Source organism: Lentzea sp. NPDC037011, assembly GCF_055607425.1.
The window spans coordinates 44,056-68,591 of sequence record NZ_JBVJRT010000006.1; the positions used below are offsets into that span (position 1 = coordinate 44,056).

Genomic DNA, 24,536 nt, shown 5'->3' on the forward strand with positions numbered 1-24,536 from the left:
TCAGCCGCCGGCCCGCAGCCGCAGGTCGGCTGACGCGTTCAGGGCGTGGGCGAGGCCCAGCACGTTGCCCCGGCCGAGCATCTCCCACCGGGTCAGCCGCAGCGCCTCGCCCGCGCCGAACCCGGCCGCGAGCCGGGCCAGCACCATGCCGGTCACCCACCCGGCCATGTCCTGCGGCACCGCCACCGCGGGGCTGATGACGCCGGACGCGCCGTGCCGGACGAGCGGCCGGACCAGCGCGCTCAGCGGGGAGGTGGCCACCACCAAGGGCTTGCGGGTGGGCCAGTGCGGCTGCGGCCACACACCGTCGTGGCTCCACCGTTCGACCTCCTCCGCGTCGAGGGACCCCTCGCGGAAGTGCAGGTGCACGATGTCCGCCGACTCATCGGCCAGCGCGTGCCCCAGCTCCGACGGGCTGACGTACGCCGACGACACGGCCTCCGGCGGAAGCATCGACATCAGCTCGGCGGCGTGCCGTTCGGTCAGCGCCCGGTCCATCCCGGGGTCGACCGCCATCATCACCTCGAACGGCCGCGGGGTCTGCGACACCTGCCGCACGAGCGGTCCGACCGGCTGTTCCAGCACAGTGGACAGGCCCCAGAAACCGAAGGGGCACAGCACGTTCCCGCTGTGGTCGGACACCGGGCAGTGCGCGGGCACCTCACCGCCGGGCCCGAACGGGCCGAACCGCCCCACCGACGCGCACAGCCGATAGGGCCCATCGGCGAACGGCAGGTCGTAGACCAGCGACCACGGCACCGGCGACTCGGTCACCTCGGCCACCAGCACCCCGGCCGGGCGACCGGAGGCACGCGCCGACCGCCGGAGCAGCTCCGGCAACGCGGACCCGGCGAACAGCCGCGCGTACAACGCCGCACCCTCGCGCGCCAACGCCGCCAGGTCCGCGCAGTACGCCGGGAAGTCCTTGCCGTACCAGGGGTCCAGCCCCGCCACGGGCAGCACCGGGTGCCCGCAGCCGGCCAGGCCGACCCACGAGGGCGCCCCGTCACCGGCCGCGACCAGCGCCCGCTCCCCCACCACCAGGATCGACGCCACCCGCGACGCCAGCGGTGCCACGTCGGCGAACGTCCGCGACAGCCGGTACCGCGGCACCGCACGCCACTCACCACCACCGACCGGCAGCACGACCTGCTGGACGTGCACCGGCACCGCACCGCGGTAGAGGACCAGCTCCCCGGTCCACCGCGCCGCGGCGTACGGCGTGGTCACCGGGAAGCTCACCCACGGGCCCGCCCCGTCGGCGGGCAGCACGAACGTCTCGGTCCGCACCGCGCGCCCGGACATGGCGAGCACCGCCCGCAGCTCCAGGTCACCGGGCAACGGCGTGGCGTGCGCCCCGACGTGCACCCACACCTCGTAGTCGGCACCCGGCCGCAACGTTCCCGCGACGCCCTCGGTCGCACCGGGCAGCGCGACCACGACGGTGACCGCGCGGTCGTCGGGCACAGGTGGCTGCGGCAGCGGGACGAACCCGGCCCGCCCCCGCCGTTCCAGCTCGCGGAACTGCCACAGGACGTCCTCGACCCGCACCTCGCCCGCCCGCACCGGCGCGGCCAGCACCACGTGCGGCGTGCTCCAGCCCAGGACCACGGTCGCCGGATCCACTCCGGACACCCACGCGTGCACGGCGGTGAACAGCACGACCGGCCGCCCGAGCCCGCGCAGCGCGGCGACGACCGGCGCCGAGTCCCACGTCCGGGTGTCGTGCAGCGCGACCACGTCGCCGGGCACGTCCGAGATCGGAGGCAGGCCGTCGGCCGAGGCGAAGTGCCGGAGGTCGAGCACCGCGAACCGCAGCGTCCGCAGGCGGGTCCGCACGGCGGCCGAGCCGGCCCGACCGACCGCCAGCCCCCGGCTGACCTGCGCCCACCCGCCCGGATCGGTCACGACGAACAGCGACACCCGGTCCGCGAGCGCGGCGACGTGCTCCAGCGGCGAGCCTTCGCCGCCGGAGACGGTGAACTCGACGGGCGCCACAGCCGTACGCCTGGAGGTGCAGCTAGAACGGCCAGCCCAGCACCGGCAACCCGACCACGGCGTCCACGGCGAGCCCGCAGAACACCAGCATCAGGTAGAGGTTCGACATGTGGAAGAACTTCATGGTGTTCGTGGAACCACCGCGGCGCACGACGTTGTGCAGCTTGTGGGCGAACACGGCGAACCACACGCCCGACAGCGCCGCCACGGCGACGTAGATCCACGAGGTGACCGGGGCGAGTGCGAGCGTGCAGACCACGGTGATCCAGCTGTAGATGACGATCTGCCGCGTCACCTGCGCGGCTGTGGCCACCACCGGCAGCATCGGCACGCCTGCCCTGGCGTAGTCGTCCTTGAACTTCATCGCGAGGGCCCAGGTGTGCGGCGGGGTCCAGAAGAAGATGACGCCGAACATCACGAGGGCGGGCCACTCGACCGTGCCCGTCACCGCGCTCCAGCCGATGATCACCGGCATGCAGCCCGCCATGCCGCCCCAGATGATGTTCTGGGAGGTGCGGCGCTTGAGCACGAGCGTGTACACGAAGATGTAGAAGAGGATCGTCGCCACCGCGAACGCGGCCGACATGAGGTTGACGAAGATCCACAGGAACGCGAACGAGACGACCCCGAGCACGATGCCGAAGATCAGGGCGTTGCGCGGCGGGATGGCGTTGTGCGCGAGGGGCCGGCCCGCGGTCCGCTTCATGACCGAGTCGATGTCGGCGTCCACGAAGCAGTTGAGGGCGTTTGCCGACCCCGCGGCGAGGGTACCGCCGGTGAGGGTGCAGGCGATCAGCCACAGCGGTGGCAGACCGTGCTGGGCCAGCAGCATCGCGGGGATCGTGGTGATCAGCAGGAGCTCGATGACCCGCGGCTTGGTGAGCGCCACGTAGGCGCCGACAACCTGGCGAGGCGACCTGCCCGGGGCCTCGGCAACGAGACTGTCGGCACTCATCGCGGGAACGCTCCTCATGTCGCGAGTGGGGGGAAATCCAGCAACTGATGGTAACCGCGCGCAGGATTCACAGCCCGTTCGGGTGCTGGTGTGCCTGGGCACACACCGGCCCGGGACCTTTCAGAGCACCTTCGGCAAGTGTCAGGACTAGGCTGGCCGCAGGACGAGGGACACACGCGGGTCAGGCCTTTCGGGATCGATCCACCAAGGTCGTCTGCAGACAGGTCGGGACCCGCCCAACCGACAGAGTGGAGCTGTAAGTCCGTGAGCGTCACCGACGACATCACCCGGCTCACCAAGGCCGATCTGCCTGATGACTGGACGGAGCTCGACAAGCGCGCCGTCGACACCGCTCGGGTGCTCGCGGCGGACGCCGTGCAGAACGTCGGCAACGGTCATCCCGGCACCGCGATGAGCCTCGCGCCCCTCGCTTACACGCTGTTCCAGCGGGTGCTGCGGCACGACCCCGCCGACCCGGACTGGATCGGCCGCGACCGGTTCGTGCTGTCTGCGGGCCACTCCAGCCTGACGCTGTACGTCCAGCTGTTCCTGTCGGGCTACGGCCTGGAGCTCGACGACCTCAAGCACCTGCGCAAGTGGGGCTCGAAGACGCCGGGCCACCCCGAGCACGGCCACACCCGCGGTGTCGAGATCACGACCGGCCCGCTGGGCTCCGGTCTGGCCGCCGCCGTCGGCATGGCCATGGCCGCCCGCCGCGAGCGTGGTCTCTTCGACCCGTCGGCCGCGCCGGGCGAGAGCCCGTTCGACCACCACGTCTACGTGATCGCCTCCGACGGTGACATCGAGGAGGGCGTCACCTCCGAGGCCTCGTCGCTCGCGGGCACGCAGCAGCTGGGCAACCTGGTCGTCTTCTACGACGACAACAAGATCTCCATCGAGGACGACACGACGATCGCGCTGTCCGAGGACACCGCGAAGCGCTACGAGGCCTACGGCTGGCACGTCCAGGTCGTGGAGTCCGGCGAGAACGTCAAGGGCATCCTCGAGGCCGTCGAGAAGGCCAAGGCCGTCACCGACAAGCCGTCGTTCATCCTGCTGCGCACGATCATCGGCTACCCGGCGCCGAACAAGCAGAACACCGGTGCCGCGCACGGTGCCGCGCTGGGCGTCGACGAGGTCAAGGCCACGAAAGAGATCCTCGGGTTCGACCCCGAGCAGACCTTCGAGGTCGCCGACGAGGTGCTCGCGCACGCCCGCGAGGTCGTCAAGCGCGGCGAGCACGCCAAGGCCGAGTGGCAGAAGTCCTTCGACGCGTGGGCCTCGGCCAACGGCGAGAACAAGGCGCTGCTCGACCGGCTCGTCGCCCGCGAGCTGCCGCAGGGCTGGGACGCCGACCTGCCCTCCTACGAGCCGGGCGGCAAGGAGATCTCGACCCGCAAGGCCTCCGGTGAGGCGATCAACGGGCTGGCGAAGCACCTGCCCGAGCTGTGGGGCGGTTCCGCCGACCTCGCCGAGTCGAACCTGACCACGATCAAGGACGCCAAGTCCTTCGGCCCGGCCTCGATCTCGACCGAGATGTGGAGCGCCGACCCGTACGGCCGCGTGCTGCACTTCGGTGTCCGCGAGAACGCCATGGGCATGATCCTCAACGGCATCGCGCTGCACGGCCCGACGCGCCCGTTCGGTGGCACGTTCCTCGTGTTCTCCGACTACATGCGCCCCGCGGTGCGCCTGGCCGCGATCATGCAGGCCGCCGTCACCTACGTCTGGACGCACGACTCCATCGGCCTGGGTGAGGACGGCCCGACGCACCAGCCGATCGAGCACCTCGCGGCCCTGCGCGCGATCCCGGACTTCGCGGTCGTGCGCCCCGGCGACGCCAACGAGACCGCGTACGCGTGGAAGGCCGTCGTCGAGCAGCTCGGCCCGGTGGGCCTCGCGCTGAGCCGGCAGAACCTCCCGATCCTCGAAGGCACCTCCGCGGAGGGCGTCAAGCGCGGCGGTTACGTGCTCCTCGGTGACGACAACCCGGAGGTCGTGATCATCGGCACCGGCTCCGAGCTGCAGGTCGCCCTGGAGGCCGGAAAGGTCCTGCAGGGCGAGGGCGTTGCGGTGCGCGTGGTCTCCATGCCGTCCGTCGAGTGGTTCGAGAAGCAGGACGCCGAGTACCGCGAGTCGGTCCTGCCGAAGGCGGTCAAGGCGCGCGTCGCGGTGGAAGCCGGTATCGCACAGCCGTGGTACCGCTACGTCGGCGACGCCGGCGAGATCGTCTCGATCGAGCACTTCGGTGCCTCGGCCGACTACCAGGTCCTGTTCAAGGAGTTCGGCTTCACGACGGAAGACGTCGTCGCCGCCGCCCGCCGTTCCCTTGACAACGTGAGGGGTAACAAGTGAGCAAGCCGCATCTCGACGCACTGTCCGGCGCCGGTGTCTCCATCTGGCTGGACGACCTGTCCCGCGAGCGCCTGACCAGCGGCAACCTGGACGAGCTGATCCGCGACTGGAACGTCGTCGGTGTCACGACGAACCCGACGATCTTCGCGGGCGCCCTGTCGAAGGGCGAGTCCTACGACGAGCAGGTCCGCGAGCTCGCGAACCGGGGCGCCGACACCGAGGCGACCATCCGCGAGGTCACCACGACCGACGTGCGCAACGCGTGCGACAAGTTCCGCGACGTCTACAACAGCACGAACGGTGTGGACGGCCGCGTCTCCATCGAGGTCGACCCGCGCCTGGCGTTCGAGACGGACAAGACCGTCGCCGAGGCGCAGGACCTGTGGAAGACCGTGGACCGGCCGAACCTGCTGGTGAAGATCCCGGCCACCGAGGCGGGCATCCCCGCGATCACGAAGGTGATCGCCGAGGGCATCTCCGTCAACGTCACGCTGATCTTCTCGGTCGAGCGGTACGAGAAGGTCATGGAGGCGTACATCGCCGGCCTGGAGCAGGCCAAGGCGAACGGCCACGACCTGCGCTCGATCCACTCGGTCGCGTCGTTCTTCGTGTCCCGGGTGGACACCGAGATCGACAAGCGGCTGAAGGCGATCGGCACGGACGAGGCCACCGCGCTGCTGGGCAAGGCCGCGCTGGCCAACGCGTGGATCGCCTACGGCGCGTTCGAGCAGACCTTCCAGGGCGAGCGCTGGGAGGCCCTCAAGGCGGACGGCGCGAACGCGCAGCGCCCGCTGTGGGCCTCGACCGGTGTGAAGGACCCGAGCTACTCCCCCACCCTCTACGTCGACCAGCTCGTCGTGAACGACGTCGTGAACACGATGCCGGAGAAGACGCTGCAGGCCGTCGCCGACGCGGGCGAGATCACCGGTGACACGGTCACCGGGCGCGCCGCGGAGGGCCAGGAGGTGTTCGACCGGCTCAGCGCCGTCGGCATCGACCTCCAGGACGTGTTCGTCGCGCTGGAGACCGAGGGCGTCGAGAAGTTCGAGAAGTCCTGGGAAGAGTTGCTCGAGACGGTGACGAACCAACTGGCGAAGCTGAAGGGCTGATCATCAAGTGACCTCCGTCGACATCGTGAGGTCACCGAACGCCGACCAGGTCAGCACGATCGCTGCTGACCTGGTCGCGGATTCGGTGCCGAGCAAGCTGACCGCGCAGGACCCGACCCTGTGGGGGCCGGAAGCCGAGTCCGAGGCGGGCATCCGCCTCTCCTGGACCACGCTGCACGAGTCGTCCCGTGCGCTGCTCCCCGACCTCGTGGCCCTGCGCTCCGCACTGCACGCCGAAGGCGTCGACCGCGTCGTGCTCGCCGGGATGGGCGGCTCGTCGCTGGCCCCCGAGGTGATCACGCGCACCGCGGGCGTCCCGCTGGTCGTGCTGGACACCACCGATCCCGCCCAGGTCGCCGACGCGCTCGCCGGTGACCTCGAGCGCACGGTGATCGTGGTGTCGTCCAAGTCCGGTGGCACCGTCGAGACCGACAGCCACCGGCGGATCTTCGAGAAGGCCTTCGCGGACGCGGGCATCGACGCCGCGTCGCGCATCGTGGTGGTCACCGACCCCGGCTCGCCGCTGCAGAAGGCGTCCGAGGAGGCGGGCTACCGCAAGGTGTTCCTGGCCGACCCGCACGTGGGTGGCCGCTACTCCGCGCTGACCGCGTTCGGCCTGGTGCCGTCCTACCTCGCGGGCGCCGACGTCGAGTCCCTGCTCGACGACGCCGCCGCCGAGGCGAAGGTCCTCTCCCAGGACTCGGTCGACAACCCCGCGGTGCGGCTGGCCGCGATCTTCGGTGCCGCGCACGCCAACGGCGCGGAGAAGGTCGTGTTCGCCGACACCGGCTCGGGCATCAAGGGCTTCGGCGACTGGGCCGAGCAGCTGATCGCCGAGTCCACCGGCAAGAACGGCACCGGCCTGCTGCCCGTCGTCGTCGAGGGCCCCGGTGCCCCCGGCTTCGTCGACGCCCGCTCCGACGCCACCACCGTCGCGATCGGACCGGCCACCGGGTCGGCGCACGTGGCCGTGGAGGGCCCGCTCGGCGCGCAGTTCCTGCTGTGGGAGTACGCGACCGCGCTCGTCGGCCGGGTGCTCGGCATCAACCCGTTCGACCAGCCCGACGTCGAGGCCGCGAAAAAGGCCGCGCGGGCGCTGCTCGACGCGCCGGCGGTCTCGGCCACCGCTCCGTCCTTCGTGGACGGTCCGGTCGAGGGCCACGGCACCGACTGGGCCCCGCGGGAGGTCCACACCGTCGCCGAGGCGCTCGCCGCCCTGGTCGAGGTGGCGCCCGAGCACGGCTACATCTCCGTTCAGGCGTACCTGGACAGGATCGACGACGCGTCCTTCGAGCTGCTCCGCGCGGAGATCGCGAAGAGGACGCACCTGCAGACCACGTTCGGCTGGGGTCCGCGGTTCCTGCACTCGACCGGCCAGTACCACAAGGGCGGTCACCAGAACGGCGTGTTCATCCAGATCACCGGCGAGTCCGGTGACGACCTGGAGGTGCCCGGCCGTCCCTACACGCTGGCGCAGCTGCAGCTCGCGCAGGCGGCCGGTGACGGGCAGGTCCTCGTCGAACACGGCCGCCCGGTGCTGCGGCTGCACCTGCAGGACCGCATCGCAGGTCTGGCCCAGCTCGTCGAGGCAGTCCAGGAGGACGGTTCGTGACCACATCCGCCGCCAAGTGGCGCAACCCGCTGCGGGACGCGCGCGACAAGCGCATGCCGCGCATCGCGGGGCCGAGCGCGCTGGTCATCTTCGGTGTCACCGGTGACCTGTCGCGCAAGAAGCTCATGCCCGCGATCTACGACCTCGCGAACCGGGGTCTGCTGCCGCCGGGCTTCGGTCTCGTCGGCTTCGCCCGCCGCGACTGGGCCGACCAGGACTTCATGAAGGTCGTCCACGACGCGGTGAAGGAGCACGCGCGCACGCCGTTCAACGAGGCCGTGTGGCAGCAGCTCGCCGAGGGCATCCGGTTCGTGCAGGGCACGTTCGACGACAACGAGGCGTTCGACAACCTGGCCTCCTGCCTCGCGGCGCTCGACACCGAGCGCGGCACGGGCGGCAACCACGCGTTCTACCTGTCGATCCCGCCGGGCGCGTTCCCGACGGTGATCAACCAGCTCAAGCGCGCGGGTCTGGCGCAGGCGCAGAACGACCAGTGGCGCCGCGTCGTCATCGAGAAGCCGTTCGGCCACGACCTGGCCTCGGCCAAGGAGCTCAACCGCACGGTCAACGAGGTCTTCCCCGAGGAGTCGGTGTTCCGCATCGACCACTACCTCGGCAAGGAGACCGTGCAGAACATCCTGGCGCTGCGGTTCGCGAACCAGCTGTACGAACCCATCTGGAACTCGAACTACGTCGACCACGTGCAGATCACCATGGCCGAGGACATCGGTCTCGGTGGCCGCGCCGGGTACTACGACGGCATCGGCGCCACGCGTGACGTCATCCAGAACCACCTGCTGCAGCTGCTCGCGCTGATCGCGATGGAGGAGCCCGTCTCCTTCAAGCCGTCGGACCTGCGGGCGGAGAAGGTGAAGATCCTCTCGGCGACGCGTCCGGCGGAGCCGTTCGAGGAGACCACCGCGCGCGGCCAGTACACCGGTGGCTGGCAGGGCGGCCAGAAGGTGCCCGGTCTGCTGGAGGAGGGCGGTTTCTCGCCCGAGTCGAAGACCGAGACGTTCGGCGCGATCACCTGCGAGGTCAACACCCGCCGGTGGGCCGGGGTACCGTTCTACCTGCGTACCGGCAAGCGCCTGGGCCGCCGCGTCACCGAGGTGGCCGTCGTGTTCAAGCGGGCGCCGCACCTGCCGTTCGACGACACCGCGACCGAGGAGCTCGGCCAGAACGCGCTCGTCGTGCGGGTGCAGCCGGACGAGGGCGTGACCATCCGGTTCGGCTCGAAGGTGCCGGGCAACACGATGGAGGTCCGCGACGTCACGATGGACTTCGGCTACGGCCACTCGTTCACCGAGTCGTCGCCGGAGGCCTACGAGCGGCTGCTGCTCGACGTGCTGCTCGGCGAGCCGTCGCTGTTCCCGAAGAACGACGAGGTCGAGCTCTCCTGGGAGATCCTCGACCCGATCCTCGAGTTCTGGGCCCGCAAGGACGAACCGGCTCTCGAGAAGTACAAGGCCGGCACCTGGGGACCGCCGTCGGCGGACGCGATGACCGCCAGGACCGGAAGGCACTGGAGGCGTCCGTGATCATCGACCTTCCCTCGACCACCACCTCGCAGATCAACTCCCGGCTCGTCCGGCTGCGCGACGAGGGCGGTGCGACGACGCTGGGCCGCGTGCTGACCCTGGTCATCGTGACCGAGGACGGCCAGCGCACCGACGCCGCGATCGACGCGGCGAACGACGCCTCGCGCGAGCACCCCTGCCGCGTGATCGTCGTGGCGCGCGGTGCCCGGCAGGCGGCTCCCCGGCTGGACGCCCAGATCCGCGTCGGCGGTGACGCGGGCGCGTCCGAGGTCGTGGTGCTGCGCCTGTACGGCGAGCTGGCCAAGGAGGGCGCGTCCTGCGTGATGCCGCTGCTGCTGCCGGACACCCCGGTCGTGGCGTGGTGGCCGTTCGACGCGCCGATCTCGCCGTCGAAGGACCCGATCGGCCAGCTCGCGCAGCGGCGCATCACCGACGCCGCCGCCGAGAAGAACCCGATCAAGGCCCTGGAGACCCGGCGGGCGCACTACGCGCCCGGCGACACGGACCTGGCGTGGACGCGGCTCACGTTGTGGCGCGCCATGCTCGCCTCGTCGCTCGACCTGCCGCCGTACGAGAAGGTCGTCGACGCCGAGGTGACCGGTGAGGCCGACTCGCCGTCCACCGACCTGCTGGCCGCGTGGCTGACCGACCGGCTGAAGGTGCCCGCGAAGCGCTTCAAGGCGACCTCGGGCGAGGGCATCGTCCAGGTCACGCTGAACCGGGCGTCCGGTCACGTCGACCTGCACCGCCCGGACGGCAAGGTGGGCACGCTGACCCAGCCCGGCCAGCCGTCGCGGCGGGTGGCGCTGCAGCGGCGTTCGGTGCGCGACTGCCTCGCGGAGGAGCTGCGCAGGCTCGACCCGGACGAGGTCTACGCGGCGGCGCTGAAGTCGCTGTCGAAGATCTCCCGGGGTCGCACGCCGGCGGCGAAGCCCGAGTCGGCCGCGGCCGCGGCGGCGGCCGGTGAACCGGAGGCCGCAGCGGACCTGCCCGCGCCCAACGGCAAGGCGGCCGCGAAGAAGCCCAAGGCGAAGGCGGGTTCGTGAGCAGTCCGCAAGTAGTGGTCCACCGCGACGGCGACCTCCTGGCCGCCGCCGCGGCGGCCCGCCTGGTGACCCGCGTGGTCGACGCTCAGGCCGCCCGCGGCTCCGCGTCGGTCGTGCTCACCGGCGGCCGCACCGGCACCGCGGTCCTGGAGCACCTCAACCGCAACGGCGCCCGTGACGCCGTGGACTGGTCCCGCGTGGACCTGTTCTGGGGCGACGAGCGCTTCCTGCCGTCCGGTCACCCGGAGCGCAACGAGACGCAGGCCCGCGCGGCCCTGCTCGACCACGTGCCGGTCGACCCGGCGCGCGTGCACGTCATGGCGCCCTCCGACGGCGAGTTCGGCGACGACCCGGAGGCCGCCGCCGAGGCGTACGCGGCGGTGCTGGCCGCGCTGGCCCGCCCGGAGGACCACGGCGACGTGCCGTCGTTCGACGTCTGCATGCTGGGCGTCGGCGAGGAGGGCCACGTGGCGTCGGTCTTCCCCGCTTCCCCTGCGGTGTACGAGGAGGAGCGGTCGGTCGTGGCCGTCCGCAACTGCCCCAAGCCGCCGCCGACCCGCGTGTCGCTGACGCTGGGGGCCGTGCGGAACTCGCAGGAGGTCTGGCTGATGACCACCGGGGAGGCCAAGGCCGCCGCGGTCGCGATGAGCCTGACCGGTGCGGGCGAGGTGCAGCTGCCGGCCGCCGGTGCCACCGGACGCCGCCGCACGCTGTGGCTGCTGGACACGGCGGCGGCCTCGAAGGTGCCCGCCTTGTTCACACCCCCGCTGGCATGACGAGGGCCCCCGGTTCGCACCGGGGGCCTTTTTCGTCGGGGGGGAACATGGTCGTACAGCGCGTGGGCAGATCGGGCCGCCAGACCGTGAACTCCGTGCAGTACGGCCAAATCCACCGAAGAGTTCCCCCTCGCAACAGTCCGGGCATTCCCCCGGCTGCGCGTATCATTTCGAATCGCGTTGAGGCAGCGGGGGTTTTGTGGCGAACGGCAGTGCGGAGCGGCGGCCCACCATCGGGATGATCACCGCTGGCCCGCTGATCGAGCTCGCGGGCGAGCAGTGGCGCGGTGTCAGCGAGGGTGCGCAGCGGCTCGGGTGCGACCTGGTGTGCTTCGTGGGCACCGAGCTCGGCCACCCGGACCCGCACAAGCGCCAGGCCAACTCCGTGTACGAGCTCGTGTCACCGGACCGGGTCGACGCGCTCGTCGTGTGGACCACGCGCGTGGGGCAGCTCATCGGCTCCGAGGGCATGCAGGAGTACGTGAAGCGGTACGCACCGACGCCGATCGTGAGTGTGGAGACCTCCCTCGCGCAGTGGCCGGCCATCTTGATGGACAACCGCAAAGGCATGGAACAGGCCGTCGACCACCTCATCGAGGTGCACGGCCGCAGGCGCATCGCGTTCGTGCGCGGGCCGCGGTCGCACGCCGGGGCGCAGGAGCGGTACCAGGGGTACGCGGACTCGTTGCGCAAGCACGGGATTCCGCTCGACCCGCGGCTGGTGACGGTGCCCGGTTCGTTCGTCTGGGAGCCGAGCACCGCTGCGGACGCGGTGCGCGCCGTGCTCGCGTCGGTGGACCGGCCGCCGGACGCGGTCGCCGCCGCCAACGACGACTACGCGATCGGTGTCGTGTCCGCGCTGGAGGCCCTGGGGTTCCGCATCCCGGAGGACATCGCGGTCGTCGGCTACGACAACCACACCAACGTCCGCACCCACGACCTCGGGTACGCCACGACGTCCGGTTCCGGTCACCAGGTCCGGGTGCACCGCAAGGTCGACATCGACGCGGCGATGCCCGCGTTCACCACGGTCCGCGCCCCCTTCCACCAGATGGGGGTCCGGGCGGCGGAGCTGGCGCTGGCGCTGGCGCGCAAGCGGCCCACGCCGCCGGTGCAGACGATGCGCACCGAGCTGGTGGTGCGCCGGTCGTGCGGCTGCCTGCCCACCGGGCTGGGCGAGCACGCGCCCGCGCACGGCCGGCTGAACCTCGCCGAGTCGGCGAGCGCGCACACCGTGGCCGGGCACCTGCGGTCCTCGCTCGGCCCGTCGGCGGAGGCGCTGCCGGAGGGCTGGGCCGAACAGCTCGTCGTCGAGCTGATGGCCGCCGGACGCGGGGAGGTCGAGGGGGCGGAGTTCCTCAAGCTGCTCGCCGAGTACATCCGGGCGAGCGCGCGCGCCGGGTGTTCGCCGGAGAGCTGGTGGGCGCCGCTGTTCGACCTCTACCGGTTCGTCACCGCACGGGTCACCGACGCCGCCGTGTTCCAGGAGCTGTGGTTGCGCGTGCAGCTGCTGGTGGGCGACGCGTTCCGCACAGACGCGAAGTTCGCGTACCTGTCGCACGAGCGCCACGACCAGACGGTGCGCGAAGCCGGGCAACGGCTCATCGCGTCGAGGACGGTCAGCGAGCTCACCGACGCGCTGGTCGAGGAGCTGCCGCGGCTGGGCATCCCCGGTTGCCACGTCATGGCGTACGAGGCGCCCGGCATAGCCCGTGTGCTCGTCCGCTACGAGCGGGGCGCGGTGCGGACCGCTCCGGCCAGGCCGTTCCCCGCCATCGCGCTGACGCCGTACCCGTTCCGCCGCGATGAGCCGTTCAGCGCGCTGGTCGCCCCGCTCCACGCCGACGACGAGCAGCTCGGGTACGTGATCTTCGAGGAGGGCCCGGAGCAGGGCTGGATCTACGAGGCCGTGCAGCAGCAGCTCAGCAGCGCCCTGCGCGGCATCCGGCTGATGCAGGAGCTGAAGGACGCGCGCGCCCGGCTCGAGGAACGCGTCGGCGAGACCGAGGCGCAGCTGCGGCACGCGCAGAAGATGGAGGCCATCGGCCGGTTGACCGGTGGCATCGCGCACGACTTCAACAACATCCTGACCGTGGTGAACGGCAACAGCGAGATGCTGCTGCGGCGCACCCTGCCCGACGACCCGCGGCGCGCGGCGATCGAGGACATCCGCCACGCCGGTGAGCGGGCGGCGAACCTGACCCGGCAGCTGCTCGCGTTCACCCGCCAGCAGGTGCTGCACCCCGAGTCGCTCGACCTCAGGGAGAACCTCACGAAGGTCGGCTCGATGCTGCGCACGCTCGTGGGCGAGGGGATCGAGCTGGAGCTCGACCTGCCCGGCGGCGTCTCGCGGGTGTGGGCGGACGCGGGCCAGATCGAGCAGATCCTGTTCAACCTCGCGGTGAACTCGCGCGACGCGATGCCCCAGGGCGGCAGGCTGACCGTGCAGATCGGCGACGCCACGCTCGGGCCCGGTGACACCGGCCGGATCGTGGGCGTGCGGCCGGGCGCGTACGTGGTGATGCGGGTGCGCGACACCGGTGCGGGCATGGACAAGTCCGTGCTGGCGCAGGTGTTCGAGCCGTACTTCACGACGAAACCGGTCGGCAAGGGCACCGGGCTGGGACTGTCCACGGTGTTCGGCATCGTGCAGCAGAGCGGCGGCCAGATCGAGGTGATCAGCGCCCCCGGCGAGGGCACGACCATCGAGGTGTACCTACCGGTGCCGTACGAGAGAGAGGGCACGCCCACGGCGCCGTTCACGCGTCGTGTCACCACCCAGCTGGGCGCGGGCACGGTGCTGCTGGTGGAGGACGACGCCCAGGTGCGGGCCATGACCCGCCGTTCGCTGGAGGCCGCCGGGTACGTGGTGGTCGAGGCGGGTGACGGCCAGGAGGCGCTGCAGCTCGCGACCGAGCACCGCAGCACGATCGACCTGGTGCTCACCGACGTCGTCATGCCGAAGATGGGCGGACCGGAGCTCGTGGCGCTGCTGCGGTCAGCGGGGGCGGCGCCGGCCGTGATCTACATGTCCGGCTACACCACCGACGAGCCGATGACCTCCGAGGTGCTGATCAGCAAGCCGTACGTGGAGTCGGAGCTGCTGGAGGCGGTCCGCCAGGTCCTCGATCAGGACGTCTGAGCGCGCTGGGCGACCGCGAGCCGCACGGTCTCGTCGAGCGCTTCGATCCGGAACGGTTTCTGCAGGTAGCCCGCCACGGCGTGGCCCGCGAACCGGTGTTCCAGGACCGTGCGGTCGTGGCCGCTGGTCAGCACGACGGGCACGGACAGCCCCTCGCGCTCCAGCTCGGCCAGCACCTCGCCGCCGGACAGGCCGGGCATGCTGTGGTCGAGCAGCATCGCGCTGATCTCCGCATGGCGCGCGCGCAGGACCGCGATCGCCTCCGCGCCGTCCGCCGCCTGCAGGACGCGGTAGCCCAGCTCCTCGAGCAGGCTGACGGTGTACCTCCGCACGGGGTCCTCGTCCTCGACCACGAGCACCAGACCGGCTTGCTGCATGCGCGTCATTATGCCGGAAACCATTCGTGTCCTCAGCACCAGGTGCGCGACTATCACCGAAAATTGTCCACCTGCTGCCCCACCGGTGTGACCACGGCCGTTCGGGCTACATCGTCGGATCTGTTTCTGCGCTAGCCTCCGTGCACCGCTGCCGCTCCACGCTGAGAAAGAGGCTCCAGGAAAGGCGACCTCCATGCGCAAAGCGACGGCAGCAGCCTGTCTGGCCGTGCTGTTCACATTGTCGTCCACGCCCGCGCAAGCCGCTGTGACTCCTGCGGAGCGGGTGACGATCGACGTGGTCACGATCAACGGGTCCGGGTGCGAACAGGGCACCGCGGACGTGGTCGTGGCGCCGGACAACACGTCGTTCTGGGTGCTCTACAGCGACTACCTGGCCCAGGCGGGCAAGGGCGCGGGCGCCACCGACTTCAGGAAGAACTGCCAGCTCAACCTGCAGATCAACATTCCGCAGGGCTTCACCTACGGCATCGCGGAAGCCACCTACGGCGGTTTCGCGCACCTCGAACGGGGCGCGACGGGCCACCAGTGGGTGAACTACTACTTCCAGGGCCAGCCGGCCGGCACCGTGAAGAAGCACTCGTTCACCGGGCCGGTCGACGACAACTGGCGGGTCACCCACCGCACCGAGTTCGCGGACATCGTCTACGCGCCGTGCGGTGAGAAGCGCAATCTCAACGTCAACAGCTCGTTGCGCGTCGACAAAGGTTCCGCCGACCCGAATGCGAACAGTTTCATGACGATGGACTACTCGCGGGGCGAGGTGCGCACGTTGTTCCAGTTCTCGTGGAAGCGCTGCGACTGAACCTGACGATTTTCTGACAATTCGCCGCCGGTCCGCCTCGCGAGCTGCGCCGGAAAGGTGTCCCGTGCTCAACGCGGTTGCCGCCGCCACGTCGGTTCTCGTGGAAGCGCTGCCCGCGGGCGGCTGACCTCCCCCGGAGCTGCCGCACACGCCCCGTGCGTGTGCGGTAGCACATTAGTGGGGACAGCGGCGTACCGATCCGCGAGCGGGGCCGTCCTTAACTCGTGACGGAGCAGGTCGGGGTGAAGGGGCAGCCATGCCAACCGCCGCATACGCGCAGTACGGTGAGGATCGCACCGCTCACAGGGGAGGTCGGATCCTGACCACGACGCTGCTTCCGGCCCGGCGGTCGACGGCGACCGGGGCCGGGTCGCTCTGGCCGCTGACCGGTGGCGTCCGGCAGGTCGCGGCCGACCTGGGGCTCGTGCTCGTCGGGGTGCTCGACGTGTGGCTCGGCATGTCGTGGCTGGCCGACGAGCACCCGCCGGCCTACTCGCTGTGGCTGTCCTGGATCGCGGCCGCGGTGCTGCTGCTGCGCCGCCGGTTCCCGTTCGTGGTGGCGCTGCTGACCATCCCCGGTTTCTTCTTCGGCTGGGCGCAGATGGCCGCGATGATCGCCCTGTACGCGGTCGCGCGCCGGTACGTGTGGGGCTGGCAGACGCTGGCCGCGGGTGTGCTGGTGTGGCTCAGCCGCTCGGCGCTGTGGCCGCCGGAGGACTTCCTCAAGTTCCCCTGGTACGCCCACCTGCACTCGGCGATCCGCGGCGTGATGATCGCGGGCCTGCCGATCGCGCTGGCCCTGCTCGCCCACGCCCGCCAGCAGCTCGCCGACCGCATCGCCGAGCTCGCCGAGTCCCGTGAACGCGAACGGGTCCTGAACGCGCACGCCGTCCGTGCCGACGAACGCGCGCGCTTGGCCCGTGAGATGCACGACGTCGTGTCGCACCAGGTCAGCTTGATCGCCATGCAGGCGGGCGCGCTGCGGATGGCCGTGGCGAACGCCGAGCACAAGCAGGTGGCCGCGACGATCCGCACGTTGTCGACCAGGACCCTGGACGAGCTGCGCCAGCTCGTGTCCGTGCTGCGCACCGCCGACGGCGACGACGTGACCCAGCCCGGTGTCGGTGAGCTGCCCGAGCTCGCCGCCGACGCCGGTTTCGAGGTGGAGCTGCAGGTCAACGGGCCGGTGAACGACGTGGCGGCCCCGGTGTCCGGCGCGGTCTACCGGACCGTGCAGGAGGCGCTGACCAATGTCCGCAAGCACGCACCCGGTGCCACGGCGCAGGTGGTGGTGGACGCGGGCGACGAGGCCGTGCGCGTGGAGGTGCGCAACGCGGCGTCACCCGAGCCCGGCCAGTCGCTGCCCAGCGGCGGTCACGGCCTGGTCGGCCTGCGGGAGCGCGCCACGCTGCTCGGCGGCGAGTTCTCCGCGGGCCCCACCGAGGAGGGCGGCTACCTGGTGACGGCGTCGTTCCCGACCCAGCGCACCGCCGCCGACAACTAGCCGTTTGATGTTGAGGTGGTAGTACTTGCAGACGCCTTGAGAGGCAGGCGCGGGAGATCGCGGAACTGTTCGAGTGCGGTCAGCGCTTGGAGGCCAGCGCCGCGGAGAGGCCGGCTGCCGCGCCCAGCACGCCGCAGGTGATCGCGATCGGCAGCACCGGTTCCCTGTCCAGCAGCACCGACACGAGCAGCCACACCGCGAGCCCCAGGCCGAACCCGAGGGGCACCGACGCGACCACCGCGCCCACCCCGGTCTGCCGGCGCCGCAACGCCCGCAAGTTCGACTCCAGGTACGCCAGCGTGAACAGCAGCAGCAGCGCGGACCCCGTGCCCATGATGCTCAGCCACGGCGTCTGGTTCGACACGAGCAGGAACTCGCGCCCGTCCACCGCCGCCGTGACCGCGCCGCCGACGACCCACCGCGCCGCACCGGGCAGCTCGAACCCCTCCTGTCCACTCACCACGTCCGCGAGCGGGAGACCCGCCAGCGACACCGTCAGCCGCTGCCCCTCGACCGCCACCGGCTCGGACAGGTTCGCCGGGTACGACGGCAGGTCCCGCCCGGACACCGCGAACGGCACCGCCACCAGCGCGATCAACGCAGCCGCGGCCACCAGCCACAGCCACCACGGACGGGCCGCCGGCGTGATCACCTGCGCGGCGGGCACCAGGGTGCCGCTGCCGCTCAGCCGGGCGGCGGGCACCGGGTCGGTGAGCGTGGCGCGGACCGGCTGCTGGGTGATCGAGATCGTGTCGCGCGGCTGGGTGGGCCGCGCGGACGGCCGTGCGGCGGACACCTGTGGCGCCAGGTGCACGGGCATGCCGAGGCGCATCAGCCAGTCCGGGCCGAACAGGTGGCCCGCCGCACCGGCGAGGTCCACGGCGAACGTCTCCGCGTTGCGGTAGCGGGCCGACGGGTCGCGGGCCAGGCTGCGCATGACCACGCCGGCCAGTGGACCGGGAACGTTCGTCAACGGCCGCGGGTCCTGGTGGACCCGCTTCTGGATCATGGCGAGCGCTCCGCCGCCGCGCTCGAACGGCAGGTCGCCGCTCAGCAGCTCGTACAGCACCGTGCCCGTGGCGTAGACGTCCGCGGCGGGTGTGAGCGCGTTGCCCAGCGCCTGCTCCGGCGCGATGTAGGCGGGTGTGCCGAGCACCGCGCCGGCGTGCGTGACGAGCGTGGCGCCCTCGGACACCACCTGCGAGATGCCGAAGTCCGCGACCTTGACCAGGCCGTTCGAGGTGAACAGCAGGTTCTTCGGCTTCACGTCGAGGTGCAGCACCCCGGCCTCGTGCGCGGCGTGCAGCCCGGAGAGCGCCGCCAGCACGATGCCGCAGGACTGCTGGGCGGTGAGACCGGCGGAGGCGAACCGGGACCAGACCGTGCCGCCGTCGAGGCGTTCCATGACGAGCAGGTGCTCGCCGTGCTGCCGGACGTAGTCGTACACGGGCACGATGTGCGGGTGGTCGAGCCGGGCGAGCAGCCGTGCCTCGTGCTCGAACCGCTCGCTCATCCGCGGGTCCTCCGCGACCGCGGCCGGCAACCGCTTGATCGCCACGGGACGGCCGAGCTGCCGGTGCACGCCGCCGTACACGACGCCCATCCCGCCCTCGCCGATCTGCTCGCCGACGGCGTACTGCGGGAGCGCGGCGACCACACTGGACAATGTCACCGGGCAGTCCTCACGGTCTCGGGATCCTCACGGTATCCACTTCGGACAGTTGCTGTTGCTGTTGCTGTTCGCCCGGATGCGGCGTCACGTAGCCGAGGAGCAGTGCCACCGCGGCCGCGCCGACGACGAACGGGATCTCGGCGGAGGGTGACGGTGCCACGAGGCGCAGCACCGACAGCGTGAACACCGCGATCAGCCCGGTCCCGATGCCGGCCGGCAGGAACCGCATCGCCCGCTGCCACCGGTTCGCGGGCAGCCGCCGCCGCGCCAGCGCGATCAGCGCGCCCAGCCACGACAACGCCGTCAGCGCCAGCACGCCCAGCCCGAACGCGCCGTAGACCGACCACAGCGAGCCCCGGATGTCACCGGTGGCGTCGATCGAGGCGAGCACCTCGCGCTGCGGGCCGATCGCCTCCACCGACACCGGCAGCAACCCGATGGCCTGCGCCCCCAGGTCAGCGGGCTCCAGCGGGAACGACCGCGTCTCGGTCTCCCCCGCCGGCACGTCGAACGGAACCGTTGTGTCGTAGGCGAAGAAGGTCAGCGCCAGCACGGACCCGCTGATCCGCACCGTCTTCACGTGCTGCACCGTGTCCGTGTCGTTGCGGACCGTGACCGAGACCCTGGCGGTGCGGTCCGGGTCGAGCACCATGACCGTCGCGCCCACCGGGGTGCTGTCCACTGTGGCTTCGAGCGTCACCGACCCGCCCTGTGCGGACGCGGTTGACGGCAGCAGCATAATTCCGCACCACAGCAGTAAACCTGCACCGGTCGTACGACGTCTCACTAGCGCACCTTCGGTTCTGATCCGGGGAGAGGGAATGCGGTCTTCAGTCTTACTCGCGGCCTTGACGGCCGGTGTTACGGTGCTGGTCGCCACACCGGCAGCCGCCCAGCAGCAGCTGACCGTGTCCGCGAACCCCGGCACCGGACCCGCGGGGTCGAGCGCGACCTTCACCTGGACGGGCTTCTACAGGTGCAAGGGCACGATGCGCATCAACTGGCCGGGCGGAAGCGTACTGGCCACCGCGCCGTGGGTGGCTAACGGTTCGGTCACCGCGACCATCCCGGCCGGCGCCAAGGCCGGTCAGTACGTCTTCACCGCGACCGACGAGTGCAACCGGATGGCCCGCAACACCTTCGTCGTCACCCCGCGGCCGGCCACGACGACGACGCAGCCGCCGGTCACCATCCCCCCGGTGACGAACCCGCCGGCCACCGACCCGCCCGTCACACGCCCGCCGGTCACCACGACCACCACGACCACTCCCCCGGTCACGACGACCACCACCACGACGACGACCACCACACCGTCGTCGTCGGGCACGTCGTCGTCCACCGACCCGTTCGGCTCCTCCGGTGACGGCGTCCTGGTGCTGGACAAGGAGAACATCCAGCCCGGTGAGGACCTGACCGCGACCGGCACCGGCTGTCCGAAGGGCGCCGGCGTGACGCTGAAGTCGCTCGGCCAGGACGTCGGCAAGGCCACCGCCGACGACAACGGCGGCTTCACCGCCCCGGTGCGGTTCACGAACATCGAACCCGGCCGGCACAAGGTGCGCGCCGAGTGCGGCATCACGCTCGTCGGCAACGTCGACGTGACGCTGTCCAGCTCGTCCGGCGGGAGCAGCAGCACGCTCGTGGTGCTGGTGTTCTTCCTGCTGGTCGGTGCCGCGATGCTGCGCCGCCAGTTCTCCGGCCTGCGGCGGTGACCCTCCGGCACCCCCAGGTAGTGCCTGAACACGCGAAAGGCCCCCTCTCCGCAGATGAGGGGGCCTTTCGCGTTGATCGGGAACTCCGTGAGCCCTACGGCTCCTCGCGCTGACGGCGCAGCTTGGCGAGAGCCTCTTCGAGGATCGCCTCACCGTCCGCGTCGGAGCGCCGCTCCTTCACGTACGCGAGGTGCGTCTTGTACGGCTCGTTGCGCGGAGGCGCGGGTGGCGTCTGCTCGTCACGACCTGCCGGCAGGCCGCAGCGCGGGCAGTCCCAGTTCTCCGGAATCTCCGCGTCGACCGCGAAAGACGGCCGGGACTCGTGACCGTTCGCGCACCAGTACGACACCCGACGGCGGGGCGCGGACTCGCCGCGCTCCGACTCACCCATCGGTCCTGCGCCGACGCGGGTACCGCGAATCGCGTTACCACCGGACATCGACCGTTACACCCCCACCAAGTGGTTACCCCAAGCCCCGGAGGGCTTCTGCCGCTGAACGGTTGATCAGCTGCCCGCGCCGGGCAGCTTGATCAGCAGTCCGATGCCCACGATCGCGATGATCCAGACCGCGCCGACGAACAGCGTCAGGCGGTCGAGGTTCTTCTCGACAACGGAGGAACCGGACAGACTCGACTGCATACCGCCGCCGAACAGCGAAGAAAGGCCGCCACCACGGCCGCGGTGCAGAAGCACGAGCAGCACCAGCAGCACGCTGGAGACGATCAACAGGATCTGCAGGAACAGGATCATTTCTTCCTCGCTGTCAGGCAGCCGACGCCATAGAGTACCTGTTCGACTGCCGAACGTGTGCAACCAGTGGGATTAAGGGTTTGTCCAGATCAACCTAGGGTAGAGGCCCGCCGGCAGCCAGAGCGCAGAGCTTGGTGAACTCGTCGGCCTGGAGGCTCGCGCCGCCGACCAGGGCGCCGTCGACGTCCTTCTGCCCGATGAGCTCACCGATGTTGGACGACTTCACCGAGCCGCCGTAGAGCACGCGGACGACCGCGGCGGTCTCCTCGCCGTAGGACTCCGCCACGAACGAGCGGACCAGCGAGCACACCTCCTGCGCGTCGGCCGAGGACGCGGTCTTGCCGGTGCCGATCGCCCAGACCGGTTCGTAGGCGAACACGATCTTCGCGACCTGCTCGGCGGTGAAGCCCTTGAGACCGGCCTCCAGCTGCCGGCGGACGAGCTCCAGGTGGCCCTTCGCCTCGCGGACGTCGAGCTTCTCGCCGAAGCAGAAGATCGGCGTGACCTCGTGCTTGAGGGCGGCGGCGATCTTGGCGTTGACCAGTGCGTCGGTCTCGCCGTGGTACTCGCGGCGCTCGGAGTGCCCGACCACGACGTAGTGGCAGCCGAGCTTCTTGAGCATCAGGCCCGACACCTCGCCGGTGTAGGCGCCGGAGTCGTGCTGCGAGATGTCCTGCGCGCCGTACTTGAGCAGCAGCTTGTCGCCGTCGACCAGCGTCTGGATGCTGCGGATGTCGACGAACGGCGGGAGGACGGCCACCTCGACCTTGGCGAAGTACTTCTCCGGCAGGGCGAAGGCGATCTTCTGCACGAGGCCGATCGCTTCGAGGTGGTTCAGGTTCATCTTCCAGTTGCCCGCGATGAGCGGGGTGCGCGCTGCCACCTCAGTCCTCCAGGACGCTGATGCCGGGGAGTTCCTTGCCTTCGAGGAACTCCAGGGACGCACCACCACCGGTGGAGATGTGCGAGAACCCGTCCTCGGGCAGACCCAGTGCGCGGACGGCCGCCGCGGAGTCGCCACCGCCGACGACGGTGAACGCGCCGGAGGCCACGAGCGCCTCGGCCACGGCACGGGTGCCGCCGGCGTAGGTCTCGATCTCGAAGACGCCCATCGGGCCGTTCCAGAACACGGTCTTGGCGTCGGCGAGCTTCGACGCGAACAGCTCGCGCGACTTCGGGCCGATGTCGAGGCCCATCCGGTCGGCGGGGATCGAGTCGGTGCCGACGACGTCGTGCTCCGTGCTGCCGAACTCGGCGGTGACCAGCACGTCGACCGGCAGCACGAGCTCGACGCCGCGCTTCTCCGCCTCGGCGAGGAAGCCCTTGACCTGGTCGAGCTGGTCTTCCTGCAGCAGCGACGTGCCGACCTCGTGGCCCTGGGCCTTGAGGAACGTGTACGCCATGCCGCCGCCGATGAGCAGCCGGTCGACCTTGCTCAGCAGGTTCGCGATGACGCCGAGCTTGTCGGAGACCTTCGCGCCGCCGAGGACCACGACGTACGGGCGCTCCAGGTCGTCGGTGAGCTTCTTGAGCACACCCAGCTCGGCCTCGACGAGACCGCCGACGTAGGCGGGCAGCTTCTGCGCGACGTCGTAGACCGAGGCCTGCTTGCGGTGCACGACACCGAAGCCGTCGGACACGAACGCGTCGGCGAACGCGGCGAGCTCGTCGGCCAGTGCCGCGCGCTCCGCGTCGTCCTTCGAGGTCTCGCGGGCGTCGAAGCGGACGTTCTCCAGCATCACGACGCCACCGTCGGTCAGCGCGCCGACCGCGGCGGTCGCGGACGGGCCGACCAGGTCCTCCGCGAGCACCACCTCGGTGCCGAGCAGCTCACCGAGGCGAGCGGCGGCCGGTGCCAGGGAGAACTTGGGGTCCGGCTCGCCCTTGGGGCGGCCGAGGTGGGCGGTGACGACCACGCGGGCACCGGCGCCGGCCAGTGCCTTGATCGTCGGCACCGACGCGCGGACGCGGCCGTCGTCGGTGATCTTGTCGCCGTCGAGGGGGACGTTCAGGTCGGCGCGCACGAGCACGCGCCGACCTGCGACACCCTCCGCGAGCAGGTCGCTGAGAGTCTTCACTGACTGTCCGTTCCCGCTGCTCAGATCTTGGAGGCGACGAGCTTGACCAGGTCCGCGAGGCGGTTGGAGTAGCCCCACTCGTTGTCGTACCAGCCGACGACCTTGACCTGGTTGCCGATGACCTTGGTGAGCGGCGCGTCGTAGATGCACGAGTGCGGGTCGGTGACGATGTCGGCCGACACGATCGGGTCCGTCGAGTACTTGAGGATGCCGGCCAGGGGGCCCTCGGCGGCGGCCTTGTACGCGGCGTTGACCTCGTCGACGGTGACCTCGCGCTTGAGCGTGACGGTCAGGTCGGTGGCCGAGCCGGTGGGGATCGGCACGCGCAGCGCGTAGCCGTCGAGCTTGCCCTGCAGCTCCGGCAGCACCAGGCCGATGGCCTTCGCGGCACCCGTGGAGGTCGGCACGATGTTCAGCGCGGCGGCGCGGGCGCGGCGCAGGTCCTTGTGCGGCGCGTCCTGCAGGTTCTGGTCCTGCGTGTACGCGTGGATCGTGGTCATCAGGCCCTGCTCGATGCCGAAGCTGTCGTTGAGGACCTTGGCGAGCGGCGCGAGGCAGTTCGTGGTGCAGGACGCGTTCGAGATGATCGTCTGCGACCCGTCGAGCTTCTCCTCGTTCGCGCCGATGACGACCGTCAGGTCCTCGTTCTTGGCCGGCGCGGAGATGATGACCTTCTTGGCGCCACCCTCGTCGACGTGCGAGCGGGCCTTGGTGGCGTCGGTGAAGAAGCCGGTCGACTCGACCACGACGTCGACGCCGAGGTCCTTCCAGGGCAGCTTGCCCGGCTCGCGCTCGGCGAGGGCCTTGATGACCTTGCCGTCGACGGAGATGCCCTCGTCGGTGACCTGCACGTCGGCGTCCAGGCGACCGAGGATGCTGTCGTACTTCAGCAGGTGGGCCATGGTGGCGACGTCACCGAGGTCGTTGAACGCGACGATCTCGATGTCGTGGCCGCCGGCACGCACCGCGCGGAAGAAGTTTCGGCCGATGCGACCGAACCCGTTGACACCTACACGAACCGTCACGACGGACTCCTTGCGTTCAGCTGACTAGGAACAAGCCCACCCTATCTGCCGAACTGCGTC

General features: G+C 70.7%; 20 protein-coding genes. 10 read left to right on the forward strand and 10 right to left on the reverse strand.

What is annotated here, in order from left to right; genetic code table 11:
- Positions 1-1,998, reverse strand: a complete 1,998-nt coding sequence (locus ACZ7CH_RS19355; protein WP_470374470.1) for a hypothetical protein — start codon at positions 1,996-1,998, stop codon at positions 1-3.
- A 22-nt stretch (positions 1,999-2,020) separates the two neighbouring features.
- Entirely contained in the window at positions 2,021-2,953 is a 933-nt protein-coding gene (locus ACZ7CH_RS19360) for a heme o synthase (protein ID WP_360400217.1), read from the reverse strand.
- 264 nt (positions 2,954-3,217) lie between these two features.
- Between ACZ7CH_RS19360 and tkt the strand changes: the two genes are divergently transcribed.
- The 7 genes from tkt (at position 3,218) to ACZ7CH_RS19395 (ending at position 14,534) form a co-directional block, all read left to right on the forward strand.
- A complete protein-coding gene (gene tkt, locus ACZ7CH_RS19365; protein ID WP_470374471.1) occupies positions 3,218-5,308 on the forward strand; it encodes a transketolase in 2,091 nt (696 codons plus the stop codon).
- Entirely contained in the window at positions 5,305-6,417 is a 1,113-nt protein-coding gene (gene tal / locus ACZ7CH_RS19370; RefSeq protein ID WP_360400211.1) for a transaldolase, read from the forward strand. The genes tkt and tal overlap by 4 nt, the downstream gene beginning before the upstream one ends.
- A 25-nt stretch (positions 6,418-6,442) precedes the next feature.
- Positions 6,443-8,029 (forward strand): glucose-6-phosphate isomerase, encoded by a 1,587-nt coding sequence (locus tag ACZ7CH_RS19375; RefSeq protein ID WP_458431205.1) that lies wholly within the window; start codon positions 6,443-6,445, stop codon positions 8,027-8,029.
- Positions 8,030-8,082: 53 nt separating this feature from the next.
- Entirely contained in the window at positions 8,083-9,570 is a 1,488-nt protein-coding gene (gene zwf / locus ACZ7CH_RS19380) for a glucose-6-phosphate dehydrogenase (RefSeq protein WP_360400332.1), read from the forward strand.
- Positions 9,567-10,616, forward strand: a complete 1,050-nt coding sequence (opcA, locus tag ACZ7CH_RS19385) for a glucose-6-phosphate dehydrogenase assembly protein OpcA (RefSeq protein ID WP_360400205.1) — start codon at positions 9,567-9,569, stop codon at positions 10,614-10,616. The genes zwf and opcA overlap by 4 nt, the downstream gene beginning before the upstream one ends.
- Positions 10,613-11,392 carry a 6-phosphogluconolactonase gene (gene pgl, locus ACZ7CH_RS19390; protein WP_470374472.1) on the forward strand — a complete coding sequence of 260 codons (780 nt, stop codon included), beginning with the start codon at positions 10,613-10,615 and terminating at the stop codon, positions 11,390-11,392. The genes opcA and pgl overlap by 4 nt, the downstream gene beginning before the upstream one ends.
- Positions 11,393-11,630: 238 nt before the next feature.
- The gene (locus ACZ7CH_RS19395; protein WP_470374473.1) at positions 11,631-14,534 is read left to right on the forward strand and encodes a substrate-binding domain-containing protein; all 2,904 of its coding nucleotides are present in this window, start codon (positions 11,631-11,633) and stop codon (positions 14,532-14,534) included.
- Here ACZ7CH_RS19395 and ACZ7CH_RS19400 read toward each other — a convergent pair.
- Complete coding sequence (locus tag ACZ7CH_RS19400; protein WP_360400196.1) at positions 14,522-14,911, reverse strand: response regulator; 390 nt, start codon at positions 14,909-14,911, stop codon at positions 14,522-14,524. The two genes, ACZ7CH_RS19395 and ACZ7CH_RS19400, sit on opposite strands and share 13 nt — an antisense overlap.
- Positions 14,912-15,137: 226 nt before the next feature.
- Between ACZ7CH_RS19400 and ACZ7CH_RS19405 the strand changes: the two genes are divergently transcribed.
- Both ACZ7CH_RS19405 and ACZ7CH_RS19410 read left to right on the forward strand, forming a co-directional pair.
- The gene (locus ACZ7CH_RS19405) at positions 15,138-15,734 is read left to right on the forward strand and encodes a DUF4360 domain-containing protein (RefSeq protein WP_360400193.1); all 597 of its coding nucleotides are present in this window, start codon (positions 15,138-15,140) and stop codon (positions 15,732-15,734) included.
- Between the two features lie 256 nt (positions 15,735-15,990).
- Positions 15,991-17,238: a sensor histidine kinase gene (locus ACZ7CH_RS19410; protein ID WP_360400190.1), complete on the forward strand. Its 1,248-nt coding sequence runs from the start codon at positions 15,991-15,993 to the stop codon at positions 17,236-17,238.
- 79 nt (positions 17,239-17,317) lie between these two features.
- Here ACZ7CH_RS19410 and ACZ7CH_RS19415 read toward each other — a convergent pair whose 3' ends face one another.
- Positions 17,318-18,910 (reverse strand): serine/threonine-protein kinase, encoded by a 1,593-nt coding sequence (locus ACZ7CH_RS19415; RefSeq protein ID WP_458431202.1) that lies wholly within the window; start codon positions 18,908-18,910, stop codon positions 17,318-17,320.
- A gap of 10 nt (positions 18,911-18,920) precedes the next feature.
- Positions 18,921-19,649 (reverse strand): hypothetical protein, encoded by a 729-nt coding sequence (locus tag ACZ7CH_RS19420; protein WP_458431201.1) that lies wholly within the window; start codon positions 19,647-19,649, stop codon positions 18,921-18,923.
- A gap of 109 nt (positions 19,650-19,758) precedes the next feature.
- On the opposite strand from ACZ7CH_RS19420, the gene ACZ7CH_RS19425 reads away from it, so the two are divergent.
- The gene (locus ACZ7CH_RS19425) at positions 19,759-20,622 is read left to right on the forward strand and encodes a hypothetical protein (protein ID WP_458431200.1); all 864 of its coding nucleotides are present in this window, start codon (positions 19,759-19,761) and stop codon (positions 20,620-20,622) included.
- 94 nt (positions 20,623-20,716) lie between these two features.
- On the opposite strand, the gene ACZ7CH_RS19430 is transcribed toward ACZ7CH_RS19425, so the two are convergent.
- From ACZ7CH_RS19430 to gap, 5 genes are all read right to left on the reverse strand, one after another.
- Positions 20,717-21,061: an RNA polymerase-binding protein RbpA gene (locus tag ACZ7CH_RS19430; RefSeq protein ID WP_053738343.1), complete on the reverse strand. Its 345-nt coding sequence runs from the start codon at positions 21,059-21,061 to the stop codon at positions 20,717-20,719.
- Between the two features lie 66 nt (positions 21,062-21,127).
- Entirely contained in the window at positions 21,128-21,373 is a 246-nt protein-coding gene (gene secG / locus ACZ7CH_RS19435; protein WP_030470276.1) for a preprotein translocase subunit SecG, read from the reverse strand.
- A 94-nt stretch (positions 21,374-21,467) separates the two neighbouring features.
- A complete protein-coding gene (gene tpiA / locus ACZ7CH_RS19440; RefSeq protein ID WP_360400177.1) occupies positions 21,468-22,256 on the reverse strand; it encodes a triose-phosphate isomerase in 789 nt (262 codons plus the stop codon).
- A gap of 1 nt (position 22,257) precedes the next feature.
- The gene (locus ACZ7CH_RS19445; protein WP_470371037.1) at positions 22,258-23,451 is read right to left on the reverse strand and encodes a phosphoglycerate kinase; all 1,194 of its coding nucleotides are present in this window, start codon (positions 23,449-23,451) and stop codon (positions 22,258-22,260) included.
- Between the two features lie 20 nt (positions 23,452-23,471).
- Positions 23,472-24,476: a type I glyceraldehyde-3-phosphate dehydrogenase gene (gene gap, locus ACZ7CH_RS19450; RefSeq protein ID WP_053738345.1), complete on the reverse strand. Its 1,005-nt coding sequence runs from the start codon at positions 24,474-24,476 to the stop codon at positions 23,472-23,474.
- Between the last annotated feature and the right edge of the window lie 60 nt (positions 24,477-24,536).